This is a genomic window from Halomonas sp. 3H, from assembly GCF_024206005.1.
Taxonomy (GTDB): Bacteria; Pseudomonadota; Gammaproteobacteria; order Pseudomonadales; family Halomonadaceae; genus Halomonas; species Halomonas campaniensis.
Window position 1 is genome coordinate 1,649,235 of sequence record NZ_CP100360.1, and the last position, 20,356, is coordinate 1,669,590.

Annotated in this window: 24 protein-coding genes; 17 read left to right on the forward strand and 7 right to left on the reverse strand. The window is 62.7% G+C overall.

The features are described 5' to 3' along the window. Nucleotides 1-40 precede the first annotated feature (40 nt). Both NFC98_RS07700 and NFC98_RS07705 read right to left on the reverse strand, forming a co-directional pair. The gene (locus tag NFC98_RS07700) at nt 41-355 is read right to left on the reverse strand and encodes an addiction module antidote protein (RefSeq protein WP_254277496.1); all 315 of its coding nucleotides are present in this window, start codon (nt 353-355) and stop codon (nt 41-43) included. A gap of 3 nt (nt 356-358) precedes the next feature. Next, nucleotides 359-637 (reverse strand): type II toxin-antitoxin system RelE/ParE family toxin, encoded by a 279-nt coding sequence (locus tag NFC98_RS07705; protein WP_302055100.1) that lies wholly within the window; start codon nt 635-637, stop codon nt 359-361. Nucleotides 638-987: 350 nt separating this feature from the next. Between NFC98_RS07705 and NFC98_RS07710 the strand changes: the two genes are divergently transcribed. The 9 genes from NFC98_RS07710 (at nt 988) to NFC98_RS07750 (ending at nt 9,955) form a co-directional block, all read left to right on the forward strand. Next, nucleotides 988-2,127 (forward strand): ImmA/IrrE family metallo-endopeptidase, encoded by a 1,140-nt coding sequence (locus tag NFC98_RS07710; protein WP_254277497.1) that lies wholly within the window; start codon nt 988-990, stop codon nt 2,125-2,127. After that, nucleotides 2,124-2,615 (forward strand): DUF4411 family protein, encoded by a 492-nt coding sequence (locus NFC98_RS07715; RefSeq protein WP_254277498.1) that lies wholly within the window; start codon nt 2,124-2,126, stop codon nt 2,613-2,615. The genes NFC98_RS07710 and NFC98_RS07715 overlap by 4 nt, the downstream gene beginning before the upstream one ends. Before the next feature lie 257 nt (nt 2,616-2,872). Beyond that, the gene (locus tag NFC98_RS07720) at nt 2,873-4,039 is read left to right on the forward strand and encodes a nucleotide sugar dehydrogenase (RefSeq protein WP_254277499.1); all 1,167 of its coding nucleotides are present in this window, start codon (nt 2,873-2,875) and stop codon (nt 4,037-4,039) included. A gap of 196 nt (nt 4,040-4,235) precedes the next feature. Next, entirely contained in the window at nt 4,236-5,768 is a 1,533-nt protein-coding gene (locus NFC98_RS07725; protein WP_254277500.1) for a Fic family protein, read from the forward strand. A 122-nt stretch (nt 5,769-5,890) separates the two neighbouring features. Further along, entirely contained in the window at nt 5,891-6,325 is a 435-nt protein-coding gene (locus NFC98_RS07730; protein WP_254277501.1) for an antitoxin Xre/MbcA/ParS toxin-binding domain-containing protein, read from the forward strand. After that, nucleotides 6,322-6,774, forward strand: coding sequence for an RES family NAD+ phosphorylase (locus NFC98_RS07735; protein WP_254277502.1), 453 nt, complete (start codon nt 6,322-6,324; stop codon nt 6,772-6,774). The genes NFC98_RS07730 and NFC98_RS07735 overlap by 4 nt, the downstream gene beginning before the upstream one ends. Before the next feature lie 333 nt (nt 6,775-7,107). Beyond that, a complete protein-coding gene (locus NFC98_RS07740) occupies nt 7,108-7,344 on the forward strand; it encodes a helix-turn-helix domain-containing protein (RefSeq protein ID WP_254277503.1) in 237 nt (78 codons plus the stop codon). After that, nucleotides 7,341-8,612, forward strand: coding sequence for a type II toxin-antitoxin system HipA family toxin (locus NFC98_RS07745; RefSeq protein ID WP_254277504.1), 1,272 nt, complete (start codon nt 7,341-7,343; stop codon nt 8,610-8,612). Before NFC98_RS07740 ends, NFC98_RS07745 begins: the two co-directional genes overlap by 4 nt. Nucleotides 8,613-8,800: 188 nt before the next feature. Next, entirely contained in the window at nt 8,801-9,955 is a 1,155-nt protein-coding gene (locus tag NFC98_RS07750) for a Fic family protein (protein ID WP_254277505.1), read from the forward strand. 37 nt (nt 9,956-9,992) lie between these two features. Here NFC98_RS07750 and NFC98_RS07755 read toward each other — a convergent pair whose 3' ends face one another. Further along, nucleotides 9,993-10,640, reverse strand: coding sequence for a transposase (locus NFC98_RS07755; protein ID WP_254277506.1), 648 nt, complete (start codon nt 10,638-10,640; stop codon nt 9,993-9,995). 122 nt (nt 10,641-10,762) lie between these two features. On the opposite strand from NFC98_RS07755, the gene NFC98_RS07760 reads away from it, so the two are divergent. Then, nucleotides 10,763-11,533, forward strand: coding sequence for an ElyC/SanA/YdcF family protein (locus tag NFC98_RS07760; RefSeq protein WP_254277507.1), 771 nt, complete (start codon nt 10,763-10,765; stop codon nt 11,531-11,533). 48 nt (nt 11,534-11,581) lie between these two features. On the opposite strand, the gene NFC98_RS07765 is transcribed toward NFC98_RS07760, so the two are convergent. Continuing rightward, on the reverse strand, nt 11,582-12,025 hold the full coding sequence (locus tag NFC98_RS07765) for a DUF86 domain-containing protein (RefSeq protein WP_254277508.1): 444 nt from the start codon (nt 12,023-12,025) through the stop codon (nt 11,582-11,584). A gap of 19 nt (nt 12,026-12,044) precedes the next feature. Continuing rightward, complete coding sequence (locus tag NFC98_RS07770; protein WP_254277509.1) at nt 12,045-12,446, reverse strand: nucleotidyltransferase domain-containing protein; 402 nt, start codon at nt 12,444-12,446, stop codon at nt 12,045-12,047. Nucleotides 12,447-12,563: 117 nt separating this feature from the next. Between NFC98_RS07770 and NFC98_RS07775 the strand changes: the two genes are divergently transcribed. The 6 genes from NFC98_RS07775 (at nt 12,564) to NFC98_RS07800 (ending at nt 16,256) form a co-directional block, all read left to right on the forward strand. Continuing rightward, the gene (locus NFC98_RS07775) at nt 12,564-12,977 is read left to right on the forward strand and encodes a plasmid pRiA4b ORF-3 family protein (RefSeq protein ID WP_254277510.1); all 414 of its coding nucleotides are present in this window, start codon (nt 12,564-12,566) and stop codon (nt 12,975-12,977) included. A 55-nt stretch (nt 12,978-13,032) separates the two neighbouring features. Next, the gene (locus NFC98_RS07780; protein ID WP_254277511.1) at nt 13,033-13,686 is read left to right on the forward strand and encodes a helix-turn-helix domain-containing protein; all 654 of its coding nucleotides are present in this window, start codon (nt 13,033-13,035) and stop codon (nt 13,684-13,686) included. Between the two features lie 3 nt (nt 13,687-13,689). After that, nucleotides 13,690-14,394: a hypothetical protein gene (locus tag NFC98_RS07785; protein ID WP_254277512.1), complete on the forward strand. Its 705-nt coding sequence runs from the start codon at nt 13,690-13,692 to the stop codon at nt 14,392-14,394. Further along, entirely contained in the window at nt 14,394-15,077 is a 684-nt protein-coding gene (locus tag NFC98_RS07790) for a protein phosphatase 2C domain-containing protein (protein ID WP_254277513.1), read from the forward strand. Before NFC98_RS07785 ends, NFC98_RS07790 begins: the two co-directional genes overlap by 1 nt. Before the next feature lie 155 nt (nt 15,078-15,232). Next, nucleotides 15,233-15,928, forward strand: a complete 696-nt coding sequence (locus NFC98_RS07795) for a plasmid pRiA4b ORF-3 family protein (RefSeq protein WP_254277514.1) — start codon at nt 15,233-15,235, stop codon at nt 15,926-15,928. A gap of 91 nt (nt 15,929-16,019) precedes the next feature. After that, on the forward strand, nt 16,020-16,256 hold the full coding sequence (locus NFC98_RS07800; RefSeq protein WP_254277515.1) for a hypothetical protein: 237 nt from the start codon (nt 16,020-16,022) through the stop codon (nt 16,254-16,256). A gap of 57 nt (nt 16,257-16,313) precedes the next feature. On the opposite strand, the gene NFC98_RS07805 is transcribed toward NFC98_RS07800, so the two are convergent. Continuing rightward, entirely contained in the window at nt 16,314-16,766 is a 453-nt protein-coding gene (locus NFC98_RS07805; RefSeq protein ID WP_254277516.1) for a hypothetical protein, read from the reverse strand. Next, nucleotides 16,763-18,358 carry an ATP-binding protein gene (locus NFC98_RS07810; RefSeq protein ID WP_254277517.1) on the reverse strand — a complete coding sequence of 532 codons (1,596 nt, stop codon included), beginning with the start codon at nt 18,356-18,358 and terminating at the stop codon, nt 16,763-16,765. The genes NFC98_RS07805 and NFC98_RS07810 overlap by 4 nt, the downstream gene beginning before the upstream one ends. Before the next feature lie 541 nt (nt 18,359-18,899). Between NFC98_RS07810 and NFC98_RS07815 the strand changes: the two genes are divergently transcribed. After that, nucleotides 18,900-20,210: an ATP-binding protein gene (locus NFC98_RS07815; RefSeq protein WP_254277518.1), complete on the forward strand. Its 1,311-nt coding sequence runs from the start codon at nt 18,900-18,902 to the stop codon at nt 20,208-20,210. Nucleotides 20,211-20,356: the final 146 nt, after the last annotated feature.

Below are 20,356 nucleotides of genomic sequence, written 5' to 3' on the forward strand. Positions count from 1 at the left end.
GCCGGTTCAGACCCTTAAGCACGCTTCGGGCTTGCGAGGGTCAATGGGCCGGAGGCGGGGACATCGGCTTGATGGTCAGCTGTAGCCCCAGAGCGTTGGCGACCTTGTTGATGGTGGAGAAGGCGGGATTGCCTTCACCTGAAAGCGCCTTGTAAAGCCCCTCACGGCTCATACCAACGTCCTTGGCCAGCTGGCTCATGTTGCGTGCACGGGCAACGTCACCCAGAGCGGCAGCGAGGAGTGAGGGATCATTCTCTTCCATCACGGCTTCCAGATAGGCGGCGATCTCCTCCTCGGTCTGGAGGTACTCGGCGGTGTCGTAGTGGCTGAATGTCACTTGGTGTTGGGTTGCCATGGGTTACTCCTTCCATTGCTTGGCAATGGCTTTGGCTTGCTCGATGTCGCTGGGCTGGCTGCCCTTGTCGCCCCCGCAGAGTAGGACGACTACAATGGGGCCTCGGGTGAGGTAATAGACCCGGTAGCCGGGGCCATGGGGTATGCGCAGTTCCGAGATGCCTTCACCGACAGGTTTGACATCGCCGGGGTTGCCGAGGCTGAGGCGTCTGAGCCGCACCGTGATCTTGGCGCGGGCACGAGTGTCACGCACGAAGGCTGCGCAGCCACCGATCAAAGACATCGGTTTTGATAAGCTCGATCATATGCCAACCCTAGTTGACAGTCTACGTGTGTCAACTCTGGTTATCATTTGCTTGCGGGGTCAGACCCTTCGGCCAACCTCAGGCAACCTTGACGCCACTGGCGTAGCCCCTTGGGTCAGACCCCTGCCAACTTGGCAGGCGGGTGTCGTGCCGATGGCTGGCGGGGAGGCTGCCGCCGGGAGTCTGACCCGGCGGGGTGCGGCGTTGGTAACGCCAGAGCGTTCGATTCAGGGCCAGGATCTGTCCTTCCGTCAGGCTGCCGGGGCGGCGCTCATGCTACACTCTAGCCAGCGATACACTGTATGTCTGAACATGTAGAAGGGCTGTGATGGGACAGGCGCTGATCAATGCCGACATGCTGAGCTGGGCCCGGGAGCGGGCGGGGCTCAGCATCGCTATGCTTGCCGAGAAGCTCCAGCAGCCGGAGGACAAGGTCGCTGCCTGGGAGGCCGGCGAGGCCCGGCCGACCTTCCGCCAGGCGCAGCAGTTTGCTCAGCAAGTGCATGCTCCTTTCGGCTACCTGTTCCTGCGCCAGCCCCCCGAGGATGATCTGCCCATTCCCGATCTCCGCACGGTGGGAGACCATGCCCCACGCGGTATCAGTGTGGATTTGAAGGATGTACTGCGCGATGTGCTGCGCCGTCAGGTCTGGTATCGCGACTATCAGATCGCCATGGACGAAAGTGCTGTGGCGGTGGTGGGCCGCGCCAAGGGTGTAATGGCCGCAGCAGTAATCGTGACAGACATGCGGGAGTGGCTTGAGGTGCCGCCTCATCCGGACAGAGGGAATTGGGAAGCGTACTTCCGCGATCTGGTTCAGCGAATCGAGCGGCTGGGCATTCTTGTTATGCGCAGCGGCATTGTCGGGAACAACACGCGGCGAGTGTTGAGCGTGGAGGAATTTCGCGGCTTCGCTATCGCCGACCCCGTCGCACCGGTGATCTTCATCAATGCGGCCGATGTGCCTGAAGCGCGCCTGTTCACGCTTGTGCATGAGCTGGCTCATATCTGGCTGGGAGAGTCCGGGATTTCCGATGGAGATCCAGCCAACCGCAGACGCACCGAGAAGCTGTGCAATGAGGTCGCGGCGGAATTTCTGGTGCCGGAGGCAGAGTTTTTGCCACTGTGGCAGGAAGTAGAGGATTGGAAAGCCAACCTGGCGCCGCTGGCCGCGCATTTTCATGTGAGCCAGTGGGTTATTGCTCGCCGGGCCCAGGAGCTCGAACTGATTGCAGAGCACGACTACCGGCGATATGTGGTCAATCGGCTGGAGGCCTACCGCAATAGGGAAGAGCGCGGTGGAGCAAGCTTCGATCGTGTGGTCCCCGGGCGGGTCAGCAAACGCCTGGCCCAGGCGGTGGCAAGTGAGGCGATGAGCGGGCGGCTGTTGCTGAGAGATGCCTACCGGCTGATTGGCGTGAGACCACATAGGCTCAAGACGTTTGCCCGCAAGGAGCTCGGCCTGTGACCTACCTTCTTGACGCCAACACCTATATTCAAGCGAAATCACTTCACTACCGGATGCATATCGTGCCGGGGTTCTGGGACTGGTTGGATCAGCAGTTTGGAGTTGGACAGGTTGGCAGCATCCGCAGTGTCTATGACGAGCTGTCGGCAGGCGGCGATGAGCTGAGTGAATGGGTGAAGCTGCGTCGCCACCAGTTCCTTGCCGTAGATGACGAGGCAACACAGACCGCCTTCGCCGACATTGCGGACCATGTTGCTATGCATTCGTCCTATCAGGAGCCGCATGTCAGCAGCTTTCTTGCCGGCGCTGACCCGTGGCTGGTAGCAAAGGCCAAGGCCATAGGCGCCCAGGTGGTGACCAATGAAGCCAGAGTCGGGCCGGGTAGCAGGAAGGTCAAGGTACCCAATATTTGTGATCAATTTCAGGTGGCATGCCTCGATACGTACGACCTGCTGGATACCCTTCGGGCAAGATTCGTTCTCGACTGACCGTATCGGCCTGGCGGGGTCAGGCCCTTAAGTGGAATTAGAGGTCTGACCCTTCGGCCAACCTCAGTCAACCTTGACGCCACTGGCCTGGCGTAGCTCCTTGGGTTAGCCCCTTGGGTCAGACCCCTGCCACCTTGCCAGGCCTGTGTGGTGCCAGTAGCTTGGGCGGTGCTCGCCGCCGGGAGTCTGACCCGGCGGGGTGCGGCGTTGGTGGGGGCTGCCCCCAGAAGTCGAAGCTTGAAACATAAGGAACTGCTGTGAACATTGCCATTGCCGGTACCGGCTACGTCGGTCTCTCCAACGCCATGCTGCTGGCCCAGCACAACCGGGTCGTGGCGGTGGATATCCTGCCCGAACGGGTCGCGATGCTGAACGAGGGGCGCTCGCCCATCGAGGATGCCGAGATCAGCGAGTTCCTGGCCCACCGCCAGCTGGACTTCACGGCGACCCTGGACAAGGAGGCCGCCTACCGCGATGCCGACTTCGTGGTGATCGCGACCCCCACCGACTACGACCCGAAGACCAACACCTTCGATACCTCGAGCGTCGAGGCGGTGATCCAGGACGTGATGGCGATCAACTCAGGCGCGGTGATGGTGATCAAGTCCACCGTGCCGGTGGGCTACACGGCCGAGGCCAGCCGGCGCTTCGGCACCGAGAACCTGCTCTTCTCGCCGGAGTTCCTGCGCGAGGGCAGGGCGCTCTTCGACAACCTGCACCCGTCGCGGATCATCGTCGGCGAGCACTCCGCTCGGGCCGAGGCCTTCGCCGGCCTGCTCAGGCAGGGGGCGCTGGACGACGAGATCCCGGTGCTCTTCACCAACAGCACCGAGGCGGAGGCGATCAAGCTCTTCGCCAACACCTATCTCGCCATGCGGGTGGCCTACTTCAACGAGCTGGACAGCTACGCCGAGACCCACGGCCTCGACACCCGCCAGATCATCGAGGGGGTGGGGCTCGACCCGCGCATCGGCAAGCACTACAACAACCCCTCCTTCGGCTACGGCGGCTACTGCCTGCCCAAGGACACCAAGCAGCTCCTGGCCAACTACCAGGACGTGCCGAGCAACATCATCGCGGCCATCGTCGATGCCAACCGCACCCGCAAGGACTTCATCGCCGAGCAGATCCTCAAGCGCAAGCCGCGGGTGGTGGGGGTCTACCGGCTGATCATGAAGACCGGCTCCGACAATTTCCGTGCCAGCGCCATGCAAGGCGTGATGAAACGCATCAAGGCCAAGGGCATCGAGGTGGTGGTCTATGAACCGGTGCTCGCCGAGGAGACCTTCTACGGCTCCCGGGTGATCCGCGACCTCGACGCCTTCAAGGCCGAAGCCGACGTCATCCTCAGCAACCGCATGGCCGAGGAGCTCCAGGACGTCGCCGAGAAGGTCTACACCCGCGATCTGTTCGGCAGCGACTGAGCGAGCCACCCAAGCCTCGGGGTCAGACCCTTAACCCCGCTTAGGGGTCGTACCCTTAAGGAAACTTCGAAGCCCGGCCATGTGCCGGGCTTCGGCGTTATTGGGAGGAGGTGGGATCGGTTAAGAAAAAATCATTGTTGGGTTGTGTACTGAAAATTTTCTTGCTGTAGTGAACGAAATATCCCACGCCTCGGGCATGATGATGAAAAACGTTGGCTATGCGCACCTTCATGAACACCTGGCGCTGGGTGTCTTGCCGCCGCGATGCCCGGCACGCGTGCGGCCGGTGACGCGCATGACGCGGTTCGGGGAGGAGCTGGCGGTTCCGCCGGAGCGTTCGCCTGCCGATGATGACCTGCTCGCCCATGTGCTGTTCGCACTGAAGCATGAGGGCGTGGATCTGGCCATTCTCGCCGAATCGCTGCCTCATCTGCCAGTTGATGTGCTGGTGGCATCCCTGGAGGCGTCACCCAACGGTATCTACCTGCGCCGTCTGGCCTGTCTCTACGAGGCCTTCGTGGCACCTCTGCCGCTCGAGCCCGCTGTCAAGGGGCGCAGCGTGCCGCTGTTCGACCCCAAGCACTATGTGACAGGCCCTGCCAGCCGCAATAGCCGGTGGCGGGTGGACGTCAATGGCCTGGGCACCCTCCACTACTGCGCCGTCGTGCGGCGAACACCTGAGATCGAGGCGCTACTGAAGGAAGATATATTGGCCGAGGCGCGTGCCTTCATGGCGTCGCTGCCACCGGGCATGCTGGACCGCGCGATCCAGTGGGCCTATTTAAGCGAGACGCAATCTTCGTTCGAGATCGAGCGCGAATCGCCCTCTCCCGATAAGCAGCAGCGCTTCATGCAGCTGCTGCGCAAGGCACATGACGGCCAGCCGCTGGATGAAGGCTACCTGGTGGCGCTTCAGAACAGCGTCGTCAGCAACCCTTTCGATAAGGCGGCGGCCTTTCGCCATGAGCAGAACTACCTGCACAATGGGCTGCCCGGCGCTATCGGTGTCAGCTATCTGCCACCACCTCCGGCGCTCTGTGACGCCCTGATGGCAGCGCTCATGGGGTGGGCCAATGCGCTGTCTGAGGCCGGTGGCAAAGCGAGCAGCGAGAGGGTGCCGGCACTGGTGGCCGCTACCGTGATCTCGTTCGGCTTCGTGTTCCTGCACCCCTTCATGGACGGCAATGGTCGTATCTCCCGCTTTCTGCTGCATCATATGCTGTGCCGGCTGGGCGAGTTGCCGCGTGGTAATCTGCTACCCATTTCCATTGCCATGAAGCGCCATGAGGGGGAGTATCTCGCGGCACTCGAAGCCTTCTCGGCACCGGCTCGTGAACAGTGGCGGGTCAACTGGATCGACGCCGACCATCATGATTTTCACTTCGCTGGGAGTGAAAGCCTCTATCGATATTGGGATGCTACCCAGGCCGTGGCCTTCACGCTGAGCATGGCACGCGAGGCGCTGAGGGAAGACTTGAAGGCGGAAACTCGCTATCTGGCCTGTTTCGATCGCGTCTATCGCGCCATCGATGCCCGTTTCGATGTGCGCGGCAGCGATCTGTCACGCCTGGTGATGATGTGTCTGAGCCAGGGTGGCCTGCTGTCGAAGAATCGCCGCCGGCAGTTTCGCTACCAGGTGCCCGAGGAGGTGCTGGACGCCATCGAAGCAGAAGCCCGCAAAGCCCTCGACGAGTGCGCTGATCAGGGTCAGACCCTTAAGCCCAATTAGGGGGCTGGCTCCTGCGTTGCGCCCCTGGTCAGCCCTGCCATCCGCTGTTGTGAGGCTGCCACGATTCGCAGAGCTGGGCACTTTGCCGTATAGTGTGGGCAAATTGCCAAGAGGTGTCGGCTATGGAGGCCTTGAAAGAAGAGCGCAAGCACGAGCGAGACATCGAAAAGGAAGTCCTCAGACTCCTGGGGGGTAGCGTCGGCGACACGCTGGACGCGCTGATTCGCTCGGGCATTCCGCTGGTCGCCCTGGACAACCTCAGTGAGCACGGCGTCGATGTCACTCGTCTTGGCCTCATCAATCGGCGCACCCTGCGTCACCGTCGCCAGAAGTCAGAGTCCCTGTCGAGCGATGAGGGGGATCGACTCTACCGTCTGAGCCGGATCGTGGTGCTAGCCGAGGATGTGTTCGGCAACCAGGAGAAGGCCGCCAGGTGGTTGAGCAAGCCGCGCCGGGCCCTGGATGGACTGAGTGCCCTCGATGCCATCAAGACGACCCCTGGCTTCCTCGCTGTCGAGGAGCTGCTGGAGCAGCTGCGCCATGGGTACGTGGCATGAGCGAGGCGTGTCTCTGGCGGATTTCGCAGTTCGAGGATCTCTCGGGTATCGGCGGGACCATGGTGCCAGGGCGCTGGCACCACAAGGGTCGACCGATCGTCTACCTCGGCGACTCGCCGGCCCTGTGCCTGCTGGAGATCCTTGTCCACCTTGAGGCTTCCGCGGACGAGCTCCCGGAAGCCTTCTCGCTGCTTCGCGCATCGCTTCCCGCCAGGGAGGTGGAGAAGGCTCCCACGGTCGACCTGAGTGCGAACTGGCGCGAGGATCTGAACACCACCCGGTGCATCGGGGACGACTGGTTGGCGGCGGGCGAGTCGCTCCTTCTGCGCGTGCCCTCCGCGATCGTGCCGCACAACGTCAACTACCTCTTCAATCCCCTGCATCCCGCGGCCGACCAGGTGGCGCTCTCCAGCGAATCCTTCCCGGCGGACCGGAGGCTCTTCGCTTAGGGGGCGTGCCCTTAAGGCAACTGCGAAGCCCGGCCATGTGCCGGGCTTCTGGTTATTGCGGCTCGAGGAGGCTGATGCCTACGTCAGCCCGGGGCATCGTCGTGCGTTCCGAGCAGTGGGCAGCGTTGCCCGCTAGGGTGGGGGGACGGCAGCTACTTTGCATTTAACGCTGTCCCATGGCTCAGACTCGGGCCTGCTGGATATTTCCCTAGCGGGATATAAACCGCCCTGCTACAAGTAGTCAGAGAGAATTTTCCCGATAGGGATAATTTCATTGACACCAGCGTCGAAGGCTTTTAATTTTCCCTAACGGGAAAACTATTGGAGCGTTTCATGCGCCTCGGCACCCCAATTCACGATGCCGCCACCCTTGGCCGGCTGATCCGACAGACGCGAAAGCAGCAGAACCTGACGCTCGAAACGCTGGCAGGCCTGTGCGGGTTGAGCATACGTTTTCTCAGCGAATTGGAGAACGGCCGGGAAACCTGCAGCCTGGTACGCGTGCTGCTGGTGCTCGATGCCCTGGGAATAGAACTGACCGCCGAACCGCTCGAGACAGCCGCCACATGAGCCGACACGATACCCTGCACGTTTGGCGGGAGCATCGCCTGGTCGGCACACTGTGGCGAGGTGGCGGCGAACGCCTGATCGGCTTCGAGTACGACAGCGCATGGCAAGCCACCGGCCACGCCATTTCCAACAGCCTGCCGTTGGAAAAACGCACCTGGCTACCCGAAGAACAAACGGCCCATCGCTGGTTCGGCAACCTGCTACCCGAAGAGCAAGCCCGCATCGCGCTGCTCAAGCGGCTTGCCATACCCGACGACGATTTCGCCCTACTGGCCGCCATCGGTGGCGACTGCGCCGGCGCACTCACTCTTCTTCCGCCCGAGCAGCAGCCGGCCAGCCAATGGGAAACGACACCGCTGGCGCTGGATAAACTCGCACAATGGGCCGCCTACCGCGAGCGCTACTCGCTGATGGGCTCCGAGGGAGACGACCACCCCCCACGCCTCTCGTTGGCAGGAGCTCAGGATAAAATCCCGGTAGTGCTCGACAACGGCGAACTCAAACTGCCGCGGGGGGCTACCCCTTCGTCGCATATTCTCAAGTTCGCCGTGGAAGGCCGCGAACTGATCGTCTTGAACGAACTCTTTCTCAACACGCTTGCACGCCTCGCCGGTCTGGCCTGCCCCACCACGACACTGGGTCAGGCGGAAGGCCATGCCTACCTGCTGGTGGAACGCTATGACAGAAGCGGTATCGGCACCCAGGCGCTGCGCCGTATTCATCAGGAAGACTTCTGTCAGGCCATGGGGCTCTCGCGAATCGAGAAGTACCAGGTGCCGGACGGCCCGCGTTTTGGGCAGTGCATTGCCACGGCCCGACAAGCCTGTCGCCCCAGCGCCGCCTCGATCCAGCACCTGCTGCGCTGGCAAATTTTCAATGTCCTGGTCGGCAACACCGATGGTCATGCCAAGAACCTATCGCTGCTACAGAACGAGCGCGGTCAATGGCAAATCGCCCCCGCCTACGACCTGGTAGGCACCCTGATGCTGGGCTACCACCGCGACCTGGCTTTCTCGGTCGGCGAGCGGTTCAATTCTCAGCAACTGCTGCCGCGCGACTGGCAAACCTTCGCCAAGGAGTGTCGCTTCAGTTACCCCTTCGTGCGCCGCGAGATACACTCACTCGCCGCTAGGTTGCAGGAGCTATTGGAGGCCGATGAACTGCGGCAGGCCTTGAGCGATGCAGGGCTGAGCGAACATGGCTGGGTAAGGCTTCAGCAGCAGCGCCAGCACATTCAGTCTCAATGCAACAAGGCGCAGCACTGGTAGCAGGTGAACCGTACCGGCTTTCTGGTATGTCCCTTGCCGGCGGGGTCAGACCCTAAGCTTGCTTAGTTCCCCTCCGGCTCGATTCGATCCCGCTCTTGCCAGATGAGCCGAAACCGATCACTATTCGGCTCATGTTGTGAGCTGAATGTAGCGGCTATTTGGCTCCTCCGTCCTGCTGGAGGTCTGGCATGACCGATCACACCTCGACATGGATCTGGCAGCACCCCGGCTGGCCGAACTTCACCTGGCACGCGGCCGAGATTCAGCCGCGGGTCCGGGCATGCTGGCGGGATCTCGGCATCTTGCTGGGACGAGCGGGGGCCCTGGCCTCCGCGGATGACCAGAATGCAGAGGCGAGAGCCGCCCTGGATACGCTATTGCAAAACATCGTCACCTCCTCGGCCATCGAGGGAGAGCGTTTGAATGTGGCGTCAGTTCGCTCCTCCCTGGCCCGGCGCCTTGGCGTGGAGGCGCCGGAAGGCGCTACCTCCCCCCGTTCCGAAGGCCTGGCGGAGCTGATGCTGGATGCCACCCTCAGGCCTGACACGCCGCTGGACGCCGAGAGGCTGTTTCAATGGCATCGCTGGCTGTTCCCTGAAGCTGAGGCCGCGCTGACGACGCTGCGGCCAGGGCAATGGCGAGGGATGGAGCCCATGCAGGTGGTGTCGGGGCGTCTGGATCGTCCCAAGGTACATTTCGAGGCGCCGCCGCGAGAGGGGCTGGAACACGAGGTCGAGCAGTTCCTCGCATGGTTTGAGGCCAGCCGTCATGATCCGGCACTGGACCCCCTGGTCCGGGCGGGCCTGGCACACTTCTGGTTCGTGACGCTGCATCCGTTTGAAAATGGCAACGGTCGGATTGCCCGGGCCATCGCCGATCGCGCCTTGGCGCAGGCGGATCAGCAGAGTATCCGCCTGTATGCCATGTCGGCCGCCATCCTGGAGCGCCGTGCCGACTACTACCGATGCCTGGAAGCGAGCCAGCGGGGTACGCCAGACCTGACGGCCTGGCTTGTCTGGTTCCTGGAGACGCTGGATACCACCTTGCTGGACGTCTTGGCGCAGGTCGAGGGGACGCTGGCCAAGGCCCGCTTCTGGCAGCGCTTCAGGTCGGCGGGCCTGCTCCCCGAGCAGGTGAGTGTGCTCAACCGCCTGCTGGATGGAGGAGAGCGAGGGTTTGCGCACGGCATCAGTGCATCGCAGTACCAGAAAGTCGCCAAGGTCAGCAAGGCAACCGCTACCCGCCACCTCGTCGGGCTGGTCGAGAAGGGGTGCCTGGTGAAGCTACCCGGAGGAGGCCGCAGCACGCGCTATCAAGTACCGGATGTGCTCCGTCGGGAGTAGGTGTTTCTCAGCGCCCGTCCGACCCCGTCAGCCGCTCTTAAGGGGCTGACCCCGCCAGCCGTTGCCGCCAGGCCTCGCTGCCGTAGGGGTGGCCGCGGCGAGTCTGCTGGCGGATCTCCTCCAGGGTGTCGTCGGGCAGGGGCGCGTCGAAGAGCTGCCGGTAGTGGTGACGGCGCTGCTCGGGGTCGCGGGCGCTGGCCAGGTAGAGCGCATGGGGCGTGATCCGCGGGTCCTCGGCGCCCAGGGCGTTGGCCGGGTAGCTGGACCAGCGGTAGTCGCCGGGATGGGCGACTATGCCGGCGCGCACCGGATTGAGCTCGATATAGCGGTAGCAGGCGAAGAGGTAGGGCTCTTCCCCCACCAGGCAGGAGTAGTAGCGGCCCTCGAAGAGCCCGCCGGTGCGCTCGTGGCGCCGGTTGAAATACTGCGCGTAGCGCTGCCCGAGGCTCTTCATCATCAGGCTGATGCCCTGCGGGCCGTCGCGGGGCGTGGCCAGCAGGTGAACGTGGTTGGTCATCAGCACATAGGCGTGCACCTCGACCCGATACTCCCGGCGGGCCTCGTCGAGCAGATCGAGAAAGCGCTCGGCATCGCTGCGGAAGTGTAAGCATGTGCTGCGGTTGTTGCCGCGCTGCACCAGGTGAACCGGCGTCATCGGCAGGAGAATACGAGCGGGGCGGGGCATGGCCAATCCCCCATTCATGGCGTGCGGTGGCCTGCCTTAGTGTAGCCCAACCTCAGCCTCCTTCGGGGTCAGACCCTTAAGGGAATTTAAGGGTCTGACCCCTATAGCCCAACGGGTGATGCATGTATGACGTGATCAAGGCGCTGGCGTCCCAGCTGTTGATGCCGCTGCCGGTCAGTCTGGGGCTGATGGCATTGGGCCTCGCGCTGATAGCTTGGCGCTGCCGCCGTGCGGGTGGGGCGGTAGCGGCTATCGGCCTGGCGATTCTGTTGCTGGCCAGCTGGGGGCCCATTGCCGAGCGGCTGCTGATGCCGCTCGAGACGCGCTATCCGGCCCTGGAGGCGCTGTCAGAGGATGAGGGCCTGGCAGCGGTGGTCGTGCTGGGTGGCGGCTGGGCGCCGGAGGCGCCGCGCTCGAGCGTGAGCCGGTTGAACGACAGTTCGGCGATCCGCCTGATGGAAGGCATTCGGTTATGGCGGCAGAACCCCGAGCTGCCGCTGGTGTTCACCGGCGCGAGCCGTGATCCTGACATAGCCCCGGTAGCCCGGGGATATGCCGCTGCCGCCGCGGAGCTGGGCGTGCCGGAAGGGCGCCTGATGGTGCTGGACTGGCCCACCGATACCGGCCTGGAAGCCCAGGCCGTTCGTGAGACCCTGGGCGAGGGCGCGCGGGTGGTGCTGGTCACCTCCGCCTCGCATATGCCGCGCTCCATGCGCCACTTCCGCCAGGCCGGCCTTGAGCCACTCGCCGCGCCCACCCACTACCTGACCCAGCATCAGCCGGCCGGCCAGCTTCGCCACTGGGTGCCATCGGCCACCCACCTGCGGAAGTCGGAGCGGGCGCTCTATGAAGCGCTGGGCCTGCTGGCCGTTGGCTGGGAGCATGAGGGCTAGCCCCACCGCATCGGGGTAACCGCCCCCGGGTCAGACCCTTAATTACCCTTAAGGGTCTGACCCTGAAGTGGGCTTCGCTGCTGGTGCGGCATCTTCCAGTTGCTTGCCGGCAAACTCGAGCAGCTGCTGGTACTCCTTGCGGCTGATGATGCCGGCCACAATCGAGTCGTCGAGGTTCAGATAGTCATGTACCAGGGCGTTGCGCAGCCCGATCACCTTGCTCCAGGGGATATCGCTGTCGTCGTATCCCAGGCTGCGCAGCTTCTCGAAGGCCTTGCGCGCATCGCTCGGTACGACGCTACCTAGCGACTTCAGGCGCTGCTTGACGATGCCGATGCACGCCTCGGTGAGCAGCTGCAGATTGCGCTCGGCCGCTCGGTGGAGAAGGGGGCTCAGGCCTTGCGGTGACAAGGCGGCCTGATGGAGCTGCTCGAGCTCCTCTGCCAAGGTGGCGCAGTGCTCGCGCATGGCATCGATGTATTCCTCTTCCACGTCCAGACTCCCTTCGCCATCAAGCAAAATGCCGCTGGTGATATTGATGATCGAGCTCCCACATCGAGGTGATGCGATTTTCCTCGCGGATCAGGCGCAGGCGGTCGTTGGCCTGTAGTACCTGCCCGGTGCGGATCACGACATGAGCGAGGGGCAGGGGCGCCAGGTTGATGTCGATGATGGAGAGCTGCTCATGCGCCAGGCCCAGCTTATCCTGCCAGGCCTGTGCCAGGATCTCGGGACGCAGCCGGCGCTCCAGCGGATCCTGGTGGAAGTCCTGAAATGCCACGGCGAGGTCATAGTCGCTCTCCGCCGATTCGGTGCCCTTGGCACGGGAGCCGTAGAGCCACAGCACTGCGATGTCGTGCTCTGTAGCGGCCAGATCAGACAGGCGACGCAGGACGGTTGACTGTTTAGGCATTCGGCGCTCGCCAGTGAAGTATTGCCGCCCCAGTGTACCACCCTGTCGAGAGCGGGCCACTGTCCGCCGGTGGACCACCCGCGCTACCATGACGACATTGATTGCTGGAGAGTCTCTGTGCCCGATATTCGCCTGCGCATCGAACTGCTCGATACCGACCCGCTGGTCTGGCGCCGAGTAGTGGTGCCCGAGCAGATCAATCTGCACCGTCTCCACGAGCTTATCCAGGATGTGATGGGCTGGGGGGACTGTCACCTCTACGAATTCGAGTGCAACGGTCGCTTCTACGGCGAGCCGGACGAATGGAGCGATCGGCCCATCGCCCTGGCGCGCAATGCCAAGCTGAAGTCGTTGGCGGCTCGCGCCTTCCACTACCTATACGACTTTGGCGACGGCTGGGAGCATCGCACCGTGATCGAGGCGACAGGGCTGAAAGAAACCAACCCCTGCCCGCGACTGATCGATGTAGGTCAACCAGGCAACAAGCGGATTCGTCTGCGCAGAAGGGCTGCCCTTGACATCACGCGGTAACTTCATCAAGCATGTCCTGTGTCCTGGGACTAGGGACACCCTGGTGAGGTGCCTCATGAAAAGTCAAGATATTGGCCTGCTTTTAAAGCTGGTGTCCATAAGGGGTAGGGAAGGGCCTGGCCACGACACCCACGCTGGCAAGGGGGCAAGGGCGCTTCCCGATGACTGGCGAGACTGGGCGCTGGATGATCTCGACATCGACAGGCATCGGGAGGGCTTGCCCGGGCTCGATGGCGATCAGCTGCTCTCCCGCTACAGCGTGCGAGCCTTGGCCGAGCAAACCGGGATCAGCAAGAGCCAGGTGAGCCTTGCCCTGCAGCGCTGCCTGGAGGTGGGCCTGATCCGTAGGGAGCGCGGCACGGGGGTGCCGCGCGCCAACGGCCGGGCCCTGTTCAACTTCATCGTGCACGGGGTGCGCTATGTATTTCCGGCCAAGCCCGGCGAGATCACTCGTGGCATCGCGACGACCTTCGCCGCACCGGTGCTCGAGGGCCAGCTATATAGCTCGGGTGAGCTGCCGATGGTGTGGCCGGATGCTCGGGGCAACAGCAAAGGCCAGGCCATCGAGCCGCTGTTCAAGAGTGTGCCCTTCGCGGTGCGTCGCGACCCCGAACTGTACGCCATGCTGGCCTTGGTCGATGCCATTCGAATTGGCCACCCCCGCGAGAGCAAGGTCGCTGCCGAGCGACTGGCAGAGTATCTGGAGTAAGCGATGAGCCTATTCGACGATCAGCGGGCCATGCTGCGTCAGGTGGCCGAGGCCCTCGGGGCCGAACTGCGCAACCAGGTGGCCTTCGTCGGGGGGTGTACAACCGGGCTGCTACTGACCGATTCGTTTACCCGCGAGCAGGTACGAAGCACCGACGACGTGGATCTGATCATCAGCGTCATGACCTATGCGCACCTGCACCGCTTCAAGGAAGCGCTGAAGGCCAAGGGGTTCAAGGAGCCCTCTACGATGGATGAGGAGGTGCCCATCTGCGCCATGAAGCTGGGGGAGCTGCGCGTCGACCTGATGCCGGACCATGACGAGGTGCTGGGCTTCAGCAACAGGTGGTACCCCGAGGCGCTCAAAACGGCAGTGCCCGTCTCATTGGGCGGCGATCTCACGATTCGCGTGGTTACGCCGCCGCTGTTCGTTGCCACCAAGCTGGAGGCCTACAAGGGGCGCGGCGAGGGTGATCCTTTGTCGAGCCACGACATCGAGGACATCCTCAATCTGGTGGATGGCCGCCCCGAGCTGCTCGACGAGGTGCGAGCAGCCGACAGCGCACTCCAGGCCTACATCGCCGCCGAGCTCAGAGAACTCCTTGGCAAGGATGATTTTGGTTATGCCGTGCAGAGCCAGGCCGGCGACCCAGACCGGGAAGCGCTGCTCTTCGAGCGCCTGGAGATTCTGGCCGGGGAGCGGAGCTGATGCGCGCCCGCTGGTTTAGCCAGCAAGGCCGGGAGCGTGCCCGCAACAGCGATGCCGTAGCCGTGGGTCAGCAAGGCCAGTACCTCCTGGCGGTGCTGGTCGACGGTGCGGAAAAGGGGCCCCGGGGCGCGGAGCTGGCTCGGCACTGGGCCGATACTGTGTTGCAGGCGTTGGCCGAGGCAGCCGCTCTCTCGCAGGCAACGGTTGATTCACGCCTCAGACAGGCACATGCCCAGCTCCGCGACGGCTTTCTTCGCGATATCGCCAGCTATTGCATGGTCAGCCTCGACCTGGAGACGCTGGCGGTCCACGTCTGGCACTGCGGCGACTGCCGGGTAGGCCTGCGACGCCCAACAGAGACGCGCTGGCTGACCACGCCACACATCCTGGCACATCAGCCCGGCCTGCCACCTTCACGCGCACCTGAAGAGCAAGAGCGTCGGGAGCAGCAGCTGACCCGCAGCCTGAACGCCAGGCGTTTCTGTCCTCCCGAGCACCAGGTTTTCTCGCTGCAGCAGGGCCAAACGCTGCTGCTCAGCACCGATGGCTACTGGCAGGAGCACCTTAATGCAGGCACGCCACTGCACTGCCTGCGGGACGATGCCAGTCTGCTCATCTTGCCACTCGTGTCCGCACTTGATCAGATCGATCAGGCGTCGGATACCGACAACCTCCGGTCCTGACTTAGGCGCGTGCTGGGCAGGAGATCGAGAGAGGGCGATGTTGCAGAATACGCATATGTTGGCGCCACGCTGCGCCTGAAGGCCTGTGGCTGGGCACTGATCAACCGAGAATAGCCGCGTTACCATGCCACGAAATACCCGGATGGAGAATACTTGTGCCCGATATTCGACTGCGTATCGAACTGCTCGACACCGACCCGCTGGTCTGGCGCCGGGTGGTGGTGCCTGAGCAGATCAATCTGCACCGTTTCCACGAGCTTATCCAGGATGTGATGGGCTGGGGAGACTGCCACCTCTATGAGTTCGAGTGCAACGGTCGCTACTACGGCGAGCCGGACGAATGGAGCGACCGGTCCATCGCCCTGGCGCGCAATGCCAAGCTGAAGGCGCTGGCGGCTCGCGCCAAGGGTGGCGCCTTCCACTACCTCTACGACTTTGGCGACGGCTGGCAGCATCGCATCGTGATCGAGGCGACAGGGCTCAAAGAGACCAACCCCTGCCCGCGACTGATCGATGGCGCTATGGCTTGTCCCCCCGAGGATATCGGCGGCGCGGCTGGCTATGCGGCCTTGAAGGCGGCGGCGGCCGGCGAGAAAGACCCCTATGGCCAGGAGCTGCTGGAGGCGCTGGATGGCGAATTCGACCCCGAAGCGCTGGACGAGGAGGAGATCGCCGACATGCTCGAGCCTTTTCAGGCCGGTTTTCGGCGCCTCTGCAGCGCGTCCCGCACGCCGCGCCCGGCCCGGGCGCAGCCCCTCGACATGGAAGCCTCGCTCAAGGCCCAGGGTATTCACAGCATCGAGGAGCTAATGCAGGTGCTGCAGGGCGAAATCGACAAGAACCGCCAGTGAACGACTCGTGAAGACGGGGCCGGGACGCTGCGCAAGGACAGACTCACGTTATCAGGCGCAGTTCGCCTTACGACCACCGAGAGGCACTAAAATGAGCATCGAACCCGAACTGATTCAAAGCCCTCTGAGCCAATCCATCACGCGAGATGGGCACTCCTTGCAGGTTGATATTTACCGACTGGAGGATGAGGTCGACTGGGTGCTGGAAGTGGTCAATGAGACTGGCACTTCGCATGTATGGGACGACCGCTTCGCGACCGATCAGGCTGCCTTGGGCGCGGTATACGAGGCGATCGACGAGGAAGGTATCACCGCCTTTCTGGACTGAGAGCGAGTCGGGCCCTTGAAGAGCAAGCGGCTAGGGCATACGGCAGCGAAGAATTGTCTACCATTCTTCGCGACCAACATCCGGCATGGCCCGCCACTGGCGTAGCTCCTCGGAGTCGGCAGCGCTCGGGTCGCATTGGGCCAACAGCTCGTCGAGCGAGTAGGGGCGTTGTGCCGCAAAGCGTGGCTGCGCCAGAAGCGCTGCATGTTCGCTCAGCGCCCTGCGCAACCACGCGGCCACGTCTGCTTCGACGCGATCGTTTTCCTCGGGGTCTACCAGAGCAACCTGGTTGCCCTGTCGTCGCAAGTAGAAGGCGGCAGGAACCGTGATGGCGTAGCCGCCGCGCACATAGGCGACGATATCGCCGCTGAGCTCTGGCAGGTAGGCGCGTTCGCTCTGCAGGCATGCCAGCGCCTCGCGAAATGTTGCCACGGGCTCGGGAAAGCGATCGCGGAGATCGAAAACGCGATAGGCAAATATTGCTTCAAGCTGATCGGCTGTCGTTGTCATGGTGCGCTCTCCGTCTCGATATCGAAGGCCACGATCTGTCGCTGCTCCCGGGAGAACTCCACCCCGATCAGGTGAAGCGGCCTGCCGGCGGCTCGGTACTTGTCGGCATAGCCGCGGGCCTTGATCTGCTCCAGCGCCTTTCCCTCGGGCAGCTGTTCCACCACCTTGAACTCGAACAGGTAGAGGTGGCCGAAGGCCGCCACGGTCATGTCGACCCGGCCGTGATGACTGGCGTCTTCCACGGTGATATCGAGACCCAGGGCGGCGAAGTGGCTGTAGAAGACGCTGGCGTAGACCTGTGAGAAAGAGTGGCCTTCATACTGCGCTTTTGGGTTGTGGTGGTTCTTTCGGTACCAGTCGTGGGGCAGGCCGGCATAGAGGGCCTTGAGGTGGGCCTCCAGGCCTGCCAAGTTGTGCTTCTGTAAATGCTTGAACAGGCTGCGGCGCTGGCTGGGACCATTCTCGACCCCCAGGGAAGGAAGGAGGGCGTGGTTCAGGCTCGTCTCTACCTCTCGGTTAGGAAAGCCAAGTGTGTATTGACGATAGCCCAGCATGGGCTCCTCGACGTTCTGGATGGTCAGATACCCGGTCTGAAAGAGCAGGGCGTCGGTACTGATGTCATCAACATCGAACTGGCTGAGAAGTTCGTACTCCGTCTCCCACTGATCCAGCTGAGGTGTAAAGACCCCACGCTGCCTGAGGATGTCCACCAGAAATGTCGGCGTGGCGCTCTCGAACCAATAGGGGCCGAATTCTCGCTTCTGGAGGAGCAGTAGCACGTCAAAGGGGTTGTAGACAGAGGCAACCTCCTGTCCACCCCACCGATAGCCGTTGTACCAGCGGCGGATCTCGTCACGCTGAAGCCCCAGCAGCTCTGGGGCAAATACCTTATCGATGTCGTCGTCGGTATAACCGCAGATGGTGCTGAAGGGAGTATCCAGAGTAATATCATTGAGGTTGTTCAACCCCGAGAACAGGCTGACCTTGCTGAACTTGGAGACGCCGGTGATCAGTACTAGGTGTAAATGCGGGTCGGCGTCCTTGATCACGCTGTAGAGGTTCTTCAGCCCTTCACGCAATTCGCGGGCCCGCTCGGGCTCAAGGATGTTATCGAGGATCGGCTTGTCGTACTCGTCGATCAGCAACACGACCGGCCGGCCGGTTGTCTGGTGCGCCAGCTCCAGCAGGTCAGAGAACTCGCCGGGAACGTCCGCCTTGGGGGTTGTCGGCAGGTCAAGGTACTCGCGGCTCTTGCGCAGCTGGTGGCGAATACGCTCGTCTAGCTCCTCACGGTTGCGCATGACGCCGCTGCCGAAGCTCAGCCTAACCACTGGGTGAGTCTGCTCCCAGTCCCAGCGGTCATGGAGGTAGAGCCCCTCGAAGAGCGCCTGGCGCCCCTCGAACAGGCAGCGCAGGGTGTCGAGCAGCAAGCTCTTGCCGAAGCGCCGGGGACGCGAAAGGAAGTAGTACTTGTTCTGCTGGACCAGGCGCTCGATCACCGGGGTCTTGTCGACGTAGTAGTAGCCTCCCTCGATGATCTCGGAGAAGGTCTGGATCCCGATGGGCAAGCGTTTCTTCCCGGTGGCGGACAAGGCAACCTCCTGTCGGCGAGCAGCATGGGGCAGTGGCATGGCGATTGGCGCTGAGTGTTGGGCTGAGGATAGCATGCCGGCCGTCGCGAGCGGCGGGGCAGGCCAGCCTGGACGGCGAACAGGGAAGAGTAGGGCATCATCGATTTCAAGGCAGCAGGGCTGTCCGTCTCTGCCCATGGAGGCTTGCGGAAGTCCGGCGTATCGCCAGCAGCTGCCTGAGAAGTGGTAAGCCTCACCCGTGGCGCGTCAGCGCTCAGGGTGGGGAACTGTCACGCAGCAGCTCATTTGTAGGCGCGGAATATCAACACCTTCGGTGGCGAAGGGCGTTCAGACGGGCGTGAGCGAGGAGGCGCGGCTTGTCTCCAGGCTCCCTGCATGGCGTTGTGATGGGTTCATGCGATATCTCATGAAGCATTTGGACGGCGATTGATAAATCAATTGGACGAAGATTTATAAATCATCTGTACGATAGCTAAGAAAGCAGGTAGACGATAGACAAGGTTGCAATTAGACGATAAAGTGCTGCTCAATCGGACAGAGTATGAGCCACGACATGGCCTTTCCTTATCTTCCCCGGCAAATTCGCGACCGAGTGCTCGAGTCTCTCGCCGACACGCCAGTGGTGTGCCTGCTGGGGCCGCGACAGGTAGGCAAGACGACTCTCGCCCAGCGCATCGACCCCGAGCGTAGCTATCTAAACCTTGATGACCCAGCGCTGCTCGCAGCGGCGAAAGAGGATCCGCTCGGCTTCGTCGAGAGCCTGCCTGCACGCGTTATTCTTGACGAGGTGCAGCGGGCGCCGGAGCTGCTGTTGGCGATCAAGGCTGTGGTTGACCGTGATCGCCAACCAGGCCGCTTCCTGCTGACAGGCTCTGCCAACCTGTTGTTGCTGCCCAATGCACAGGACTCCCTGGCTGGCCGCATGGAAGTTATCTACCTGCATCCATTGACCGAGCAGGAAAAGCGAGTCAGTGACTCGGCTCTTCTCGGCATGCTGGTGGAGGGGACGCTGAGGCCCAGGATGGTGCCGGATACCGTGCCTCTCTCTCCCGCGGCAGAGGTGCTCTGTCAGGGCGGCTATCCCGAGCCCAACCGACGGCCGCCTCGGCGGGCTCGCCAGTGGTATCGCCAGTACCTCAACGCCATCGTGCAGCGCGATGTGCGCGATATCGCGGCCATTCAGGACGAAGACGGGATGCTTCGACTGATAGAGTTGTTAGCCTATCGCACGGCCAGTCTGCTCAATGTCAGTAATTTGAGTAAGGAGCTGGGGATGGAACGCGCCACCATCACCAAGTACCTTGGTATCCTGGAACGCCTTTTCCTGATTCAGCAGCTCCCTGCCTGGCATCGCAATCATGCCAAACGGCTGATCAAGAGCCCCAAGCTACACCTGGTCGATACTGGTCTTACCGCAGCACTGGGGCGCCTTGCACCGGAGCAATGGCTGACTGAGGCAGAACGCTTCGGCTCCCTGTTGGAAAGCCATGTGGTCGAGCAGTTGATCGCTCAGGCTTCCTGGGTAGAACCGGAGTTGCGCTTTTCTCACTACCGAGACAAGGATCAGGTGGAGGTCGACCTGGTCATCGAGCGAGGCCAGGACCTGTGGGGGGTGGAGGTCAAGCGCTCCGCCAGCGTCCAGGCCAAGGACGCCGCTGGCCTAGCCCGGCTTGCTGACCAGGCCGGCAAAAGCTTCCGTGGCGGTATGCTGATCTACACCGGCCGCCACTGCCTCAGGCTGCAGGTACCAAGATGCTTCGCGGTGCCGATCGGCATGCTATGGGGAGAGGAGCCAGGCAAGACCATCTCTAGCGAGGCTGTGATGCAGGCCTTGGCCGACCAAGCCCAGTAACTGCACTTGACCTCCTCCCCTCCCTACGGGCGTTCATGACATGCCGGGCGCCGCGAGCGGCGGGGCAGAGCTGGCCCAGAGGGCGAGCAGGGAAGATGCCCTGCCCGCCGATACGCCGATGTGATGGCTGGTGAACGCCGTTCGGG

Bases quoted from the DNA above. Each gene is read 5' to 3' on its own strand.
- NFC98_RS07700 (WP_254277496.1), bottom strand. From the start codon at position 355: ATGGCAACCCAACACCAAGTGACATTCAGCCACTACGACACCGCCGAG.
- NFC98_RS07705 (WP_302055100.1), bottom strand. From the start codon at position 637: ATGTCTTTGATCGGTGGCTGCGCAGCCTTCGTGCGTGACACTCGTGCC.
- NFC98_RS07710 (WP_254277497.1), top strand. From the start codon at position 988: ATGGGACAGGCGCTGATCAATGCCGACATGCTGAGCTGGGCCCGGGAG.
- NFC98_RS07725 (WP_254277500.1), top strand. From the start codon at position 4,236: ATGATGATGAAAAACGTTGGCTATGCGCACCTTCATGAACACCTGGCG.
- NFC98_RS07730 (WP_254277501.1), top strand. From the start codon at position 5,891: ATGGAGGCCTTGAAAGAAGAGCGCAAGCACGAGCGAGACATCGAAAAG.
- NFC98_RS07735 (WP_254277502.1), top strand. From the start codon at position 6,322: ATGAGCGAGGCGTGTCTCTGGCGGATTTCGCAGTTCGAGGATCTCTCG.
- NFC98_RS07740 (WP_254277503.1), top strand. From the start codon at position 7,108: ATGCGCCTCGGCACCCCAATTCACGATGCCGCCACCCTTGGCCGGCTG.
- NFC98_RS07745 (WP_254277504.1), top strand. From the start codon at position 7,341: ATGAGCCGACACGATACCCTGCACGTTTGGCGGGAGCATCGCCTGGTC.
- NFC98_RS07750 (WP_254277505.1), top strand. From the start codon at position 8,801: ATGACCGATCACACCTCGACATGGATCTGGCAGCACCCCGGCTGGCCG.
- NFC98_RS07755 (WP_254277506.1), bottom strand. From the start codon at position 10,640: ATGCCCCGCCCCGCTCGTATTCTCCTGCCGATGACGCCGGTTCACCTG.
- NFC98_RS07760 (WP_254277507.1), top strand. From the start codon at position 10,763: ATGTATGACGTGATCAAGGCGCTGGCGTCCCAGCTGTTGATGCCGCTG.
- NFC98_RS07770 (WP_254277509.1), bottom strand. From the start codon at position 12,446: ATGCCTAAACAGTCAACCGTCCTGCGTCGCCTGTCTGATCTGGCCGCT.
- NFC98_RS07780 (WP_254277511.1), top strand. From the start codon at position 13,033: ATGAAAAGTCAAGATATTGGCCTGCTTTTAAAGCTGGTGTCCATAAGG.
- NFC98_RS07785 (WP_254277512.1), top strand. From the start codon at position 13,690: ATGAGCCTATTCGACGATCAGCGGGCCATGCTGCGTCAGGTGGCCGAG.
- NFC98_RS07790 (WP_254277513.1), top strand. From the start codon at position 14,394: ATGCGCGCCCGCTGGTTTAGCCAGCAAGGCCGGGAGCGTGCCCGCAAC.
- NFC98_RS07800 (WP_254277515.1), top strand. From the start codon at position 16,020: ATGAGCATCGAACCCGAACTGATTCAAAGCCCTCTGAGCCAATCCATC.
- NFC98_RS07805 (WP_254277516.1), bottom strand. From the start codon at position 16,766: ATGACAACGACAGCCGATCAGCTTGAAGCAATATTTGCCTATCGCGTT.
- NFC98_RS07815 (WP_254277518.1), top strand. From the start codon at position 18,900: ATGAGCCACGACATGGCCTTTCCTTATCTTCCCCGGCAAATTCGCGAC.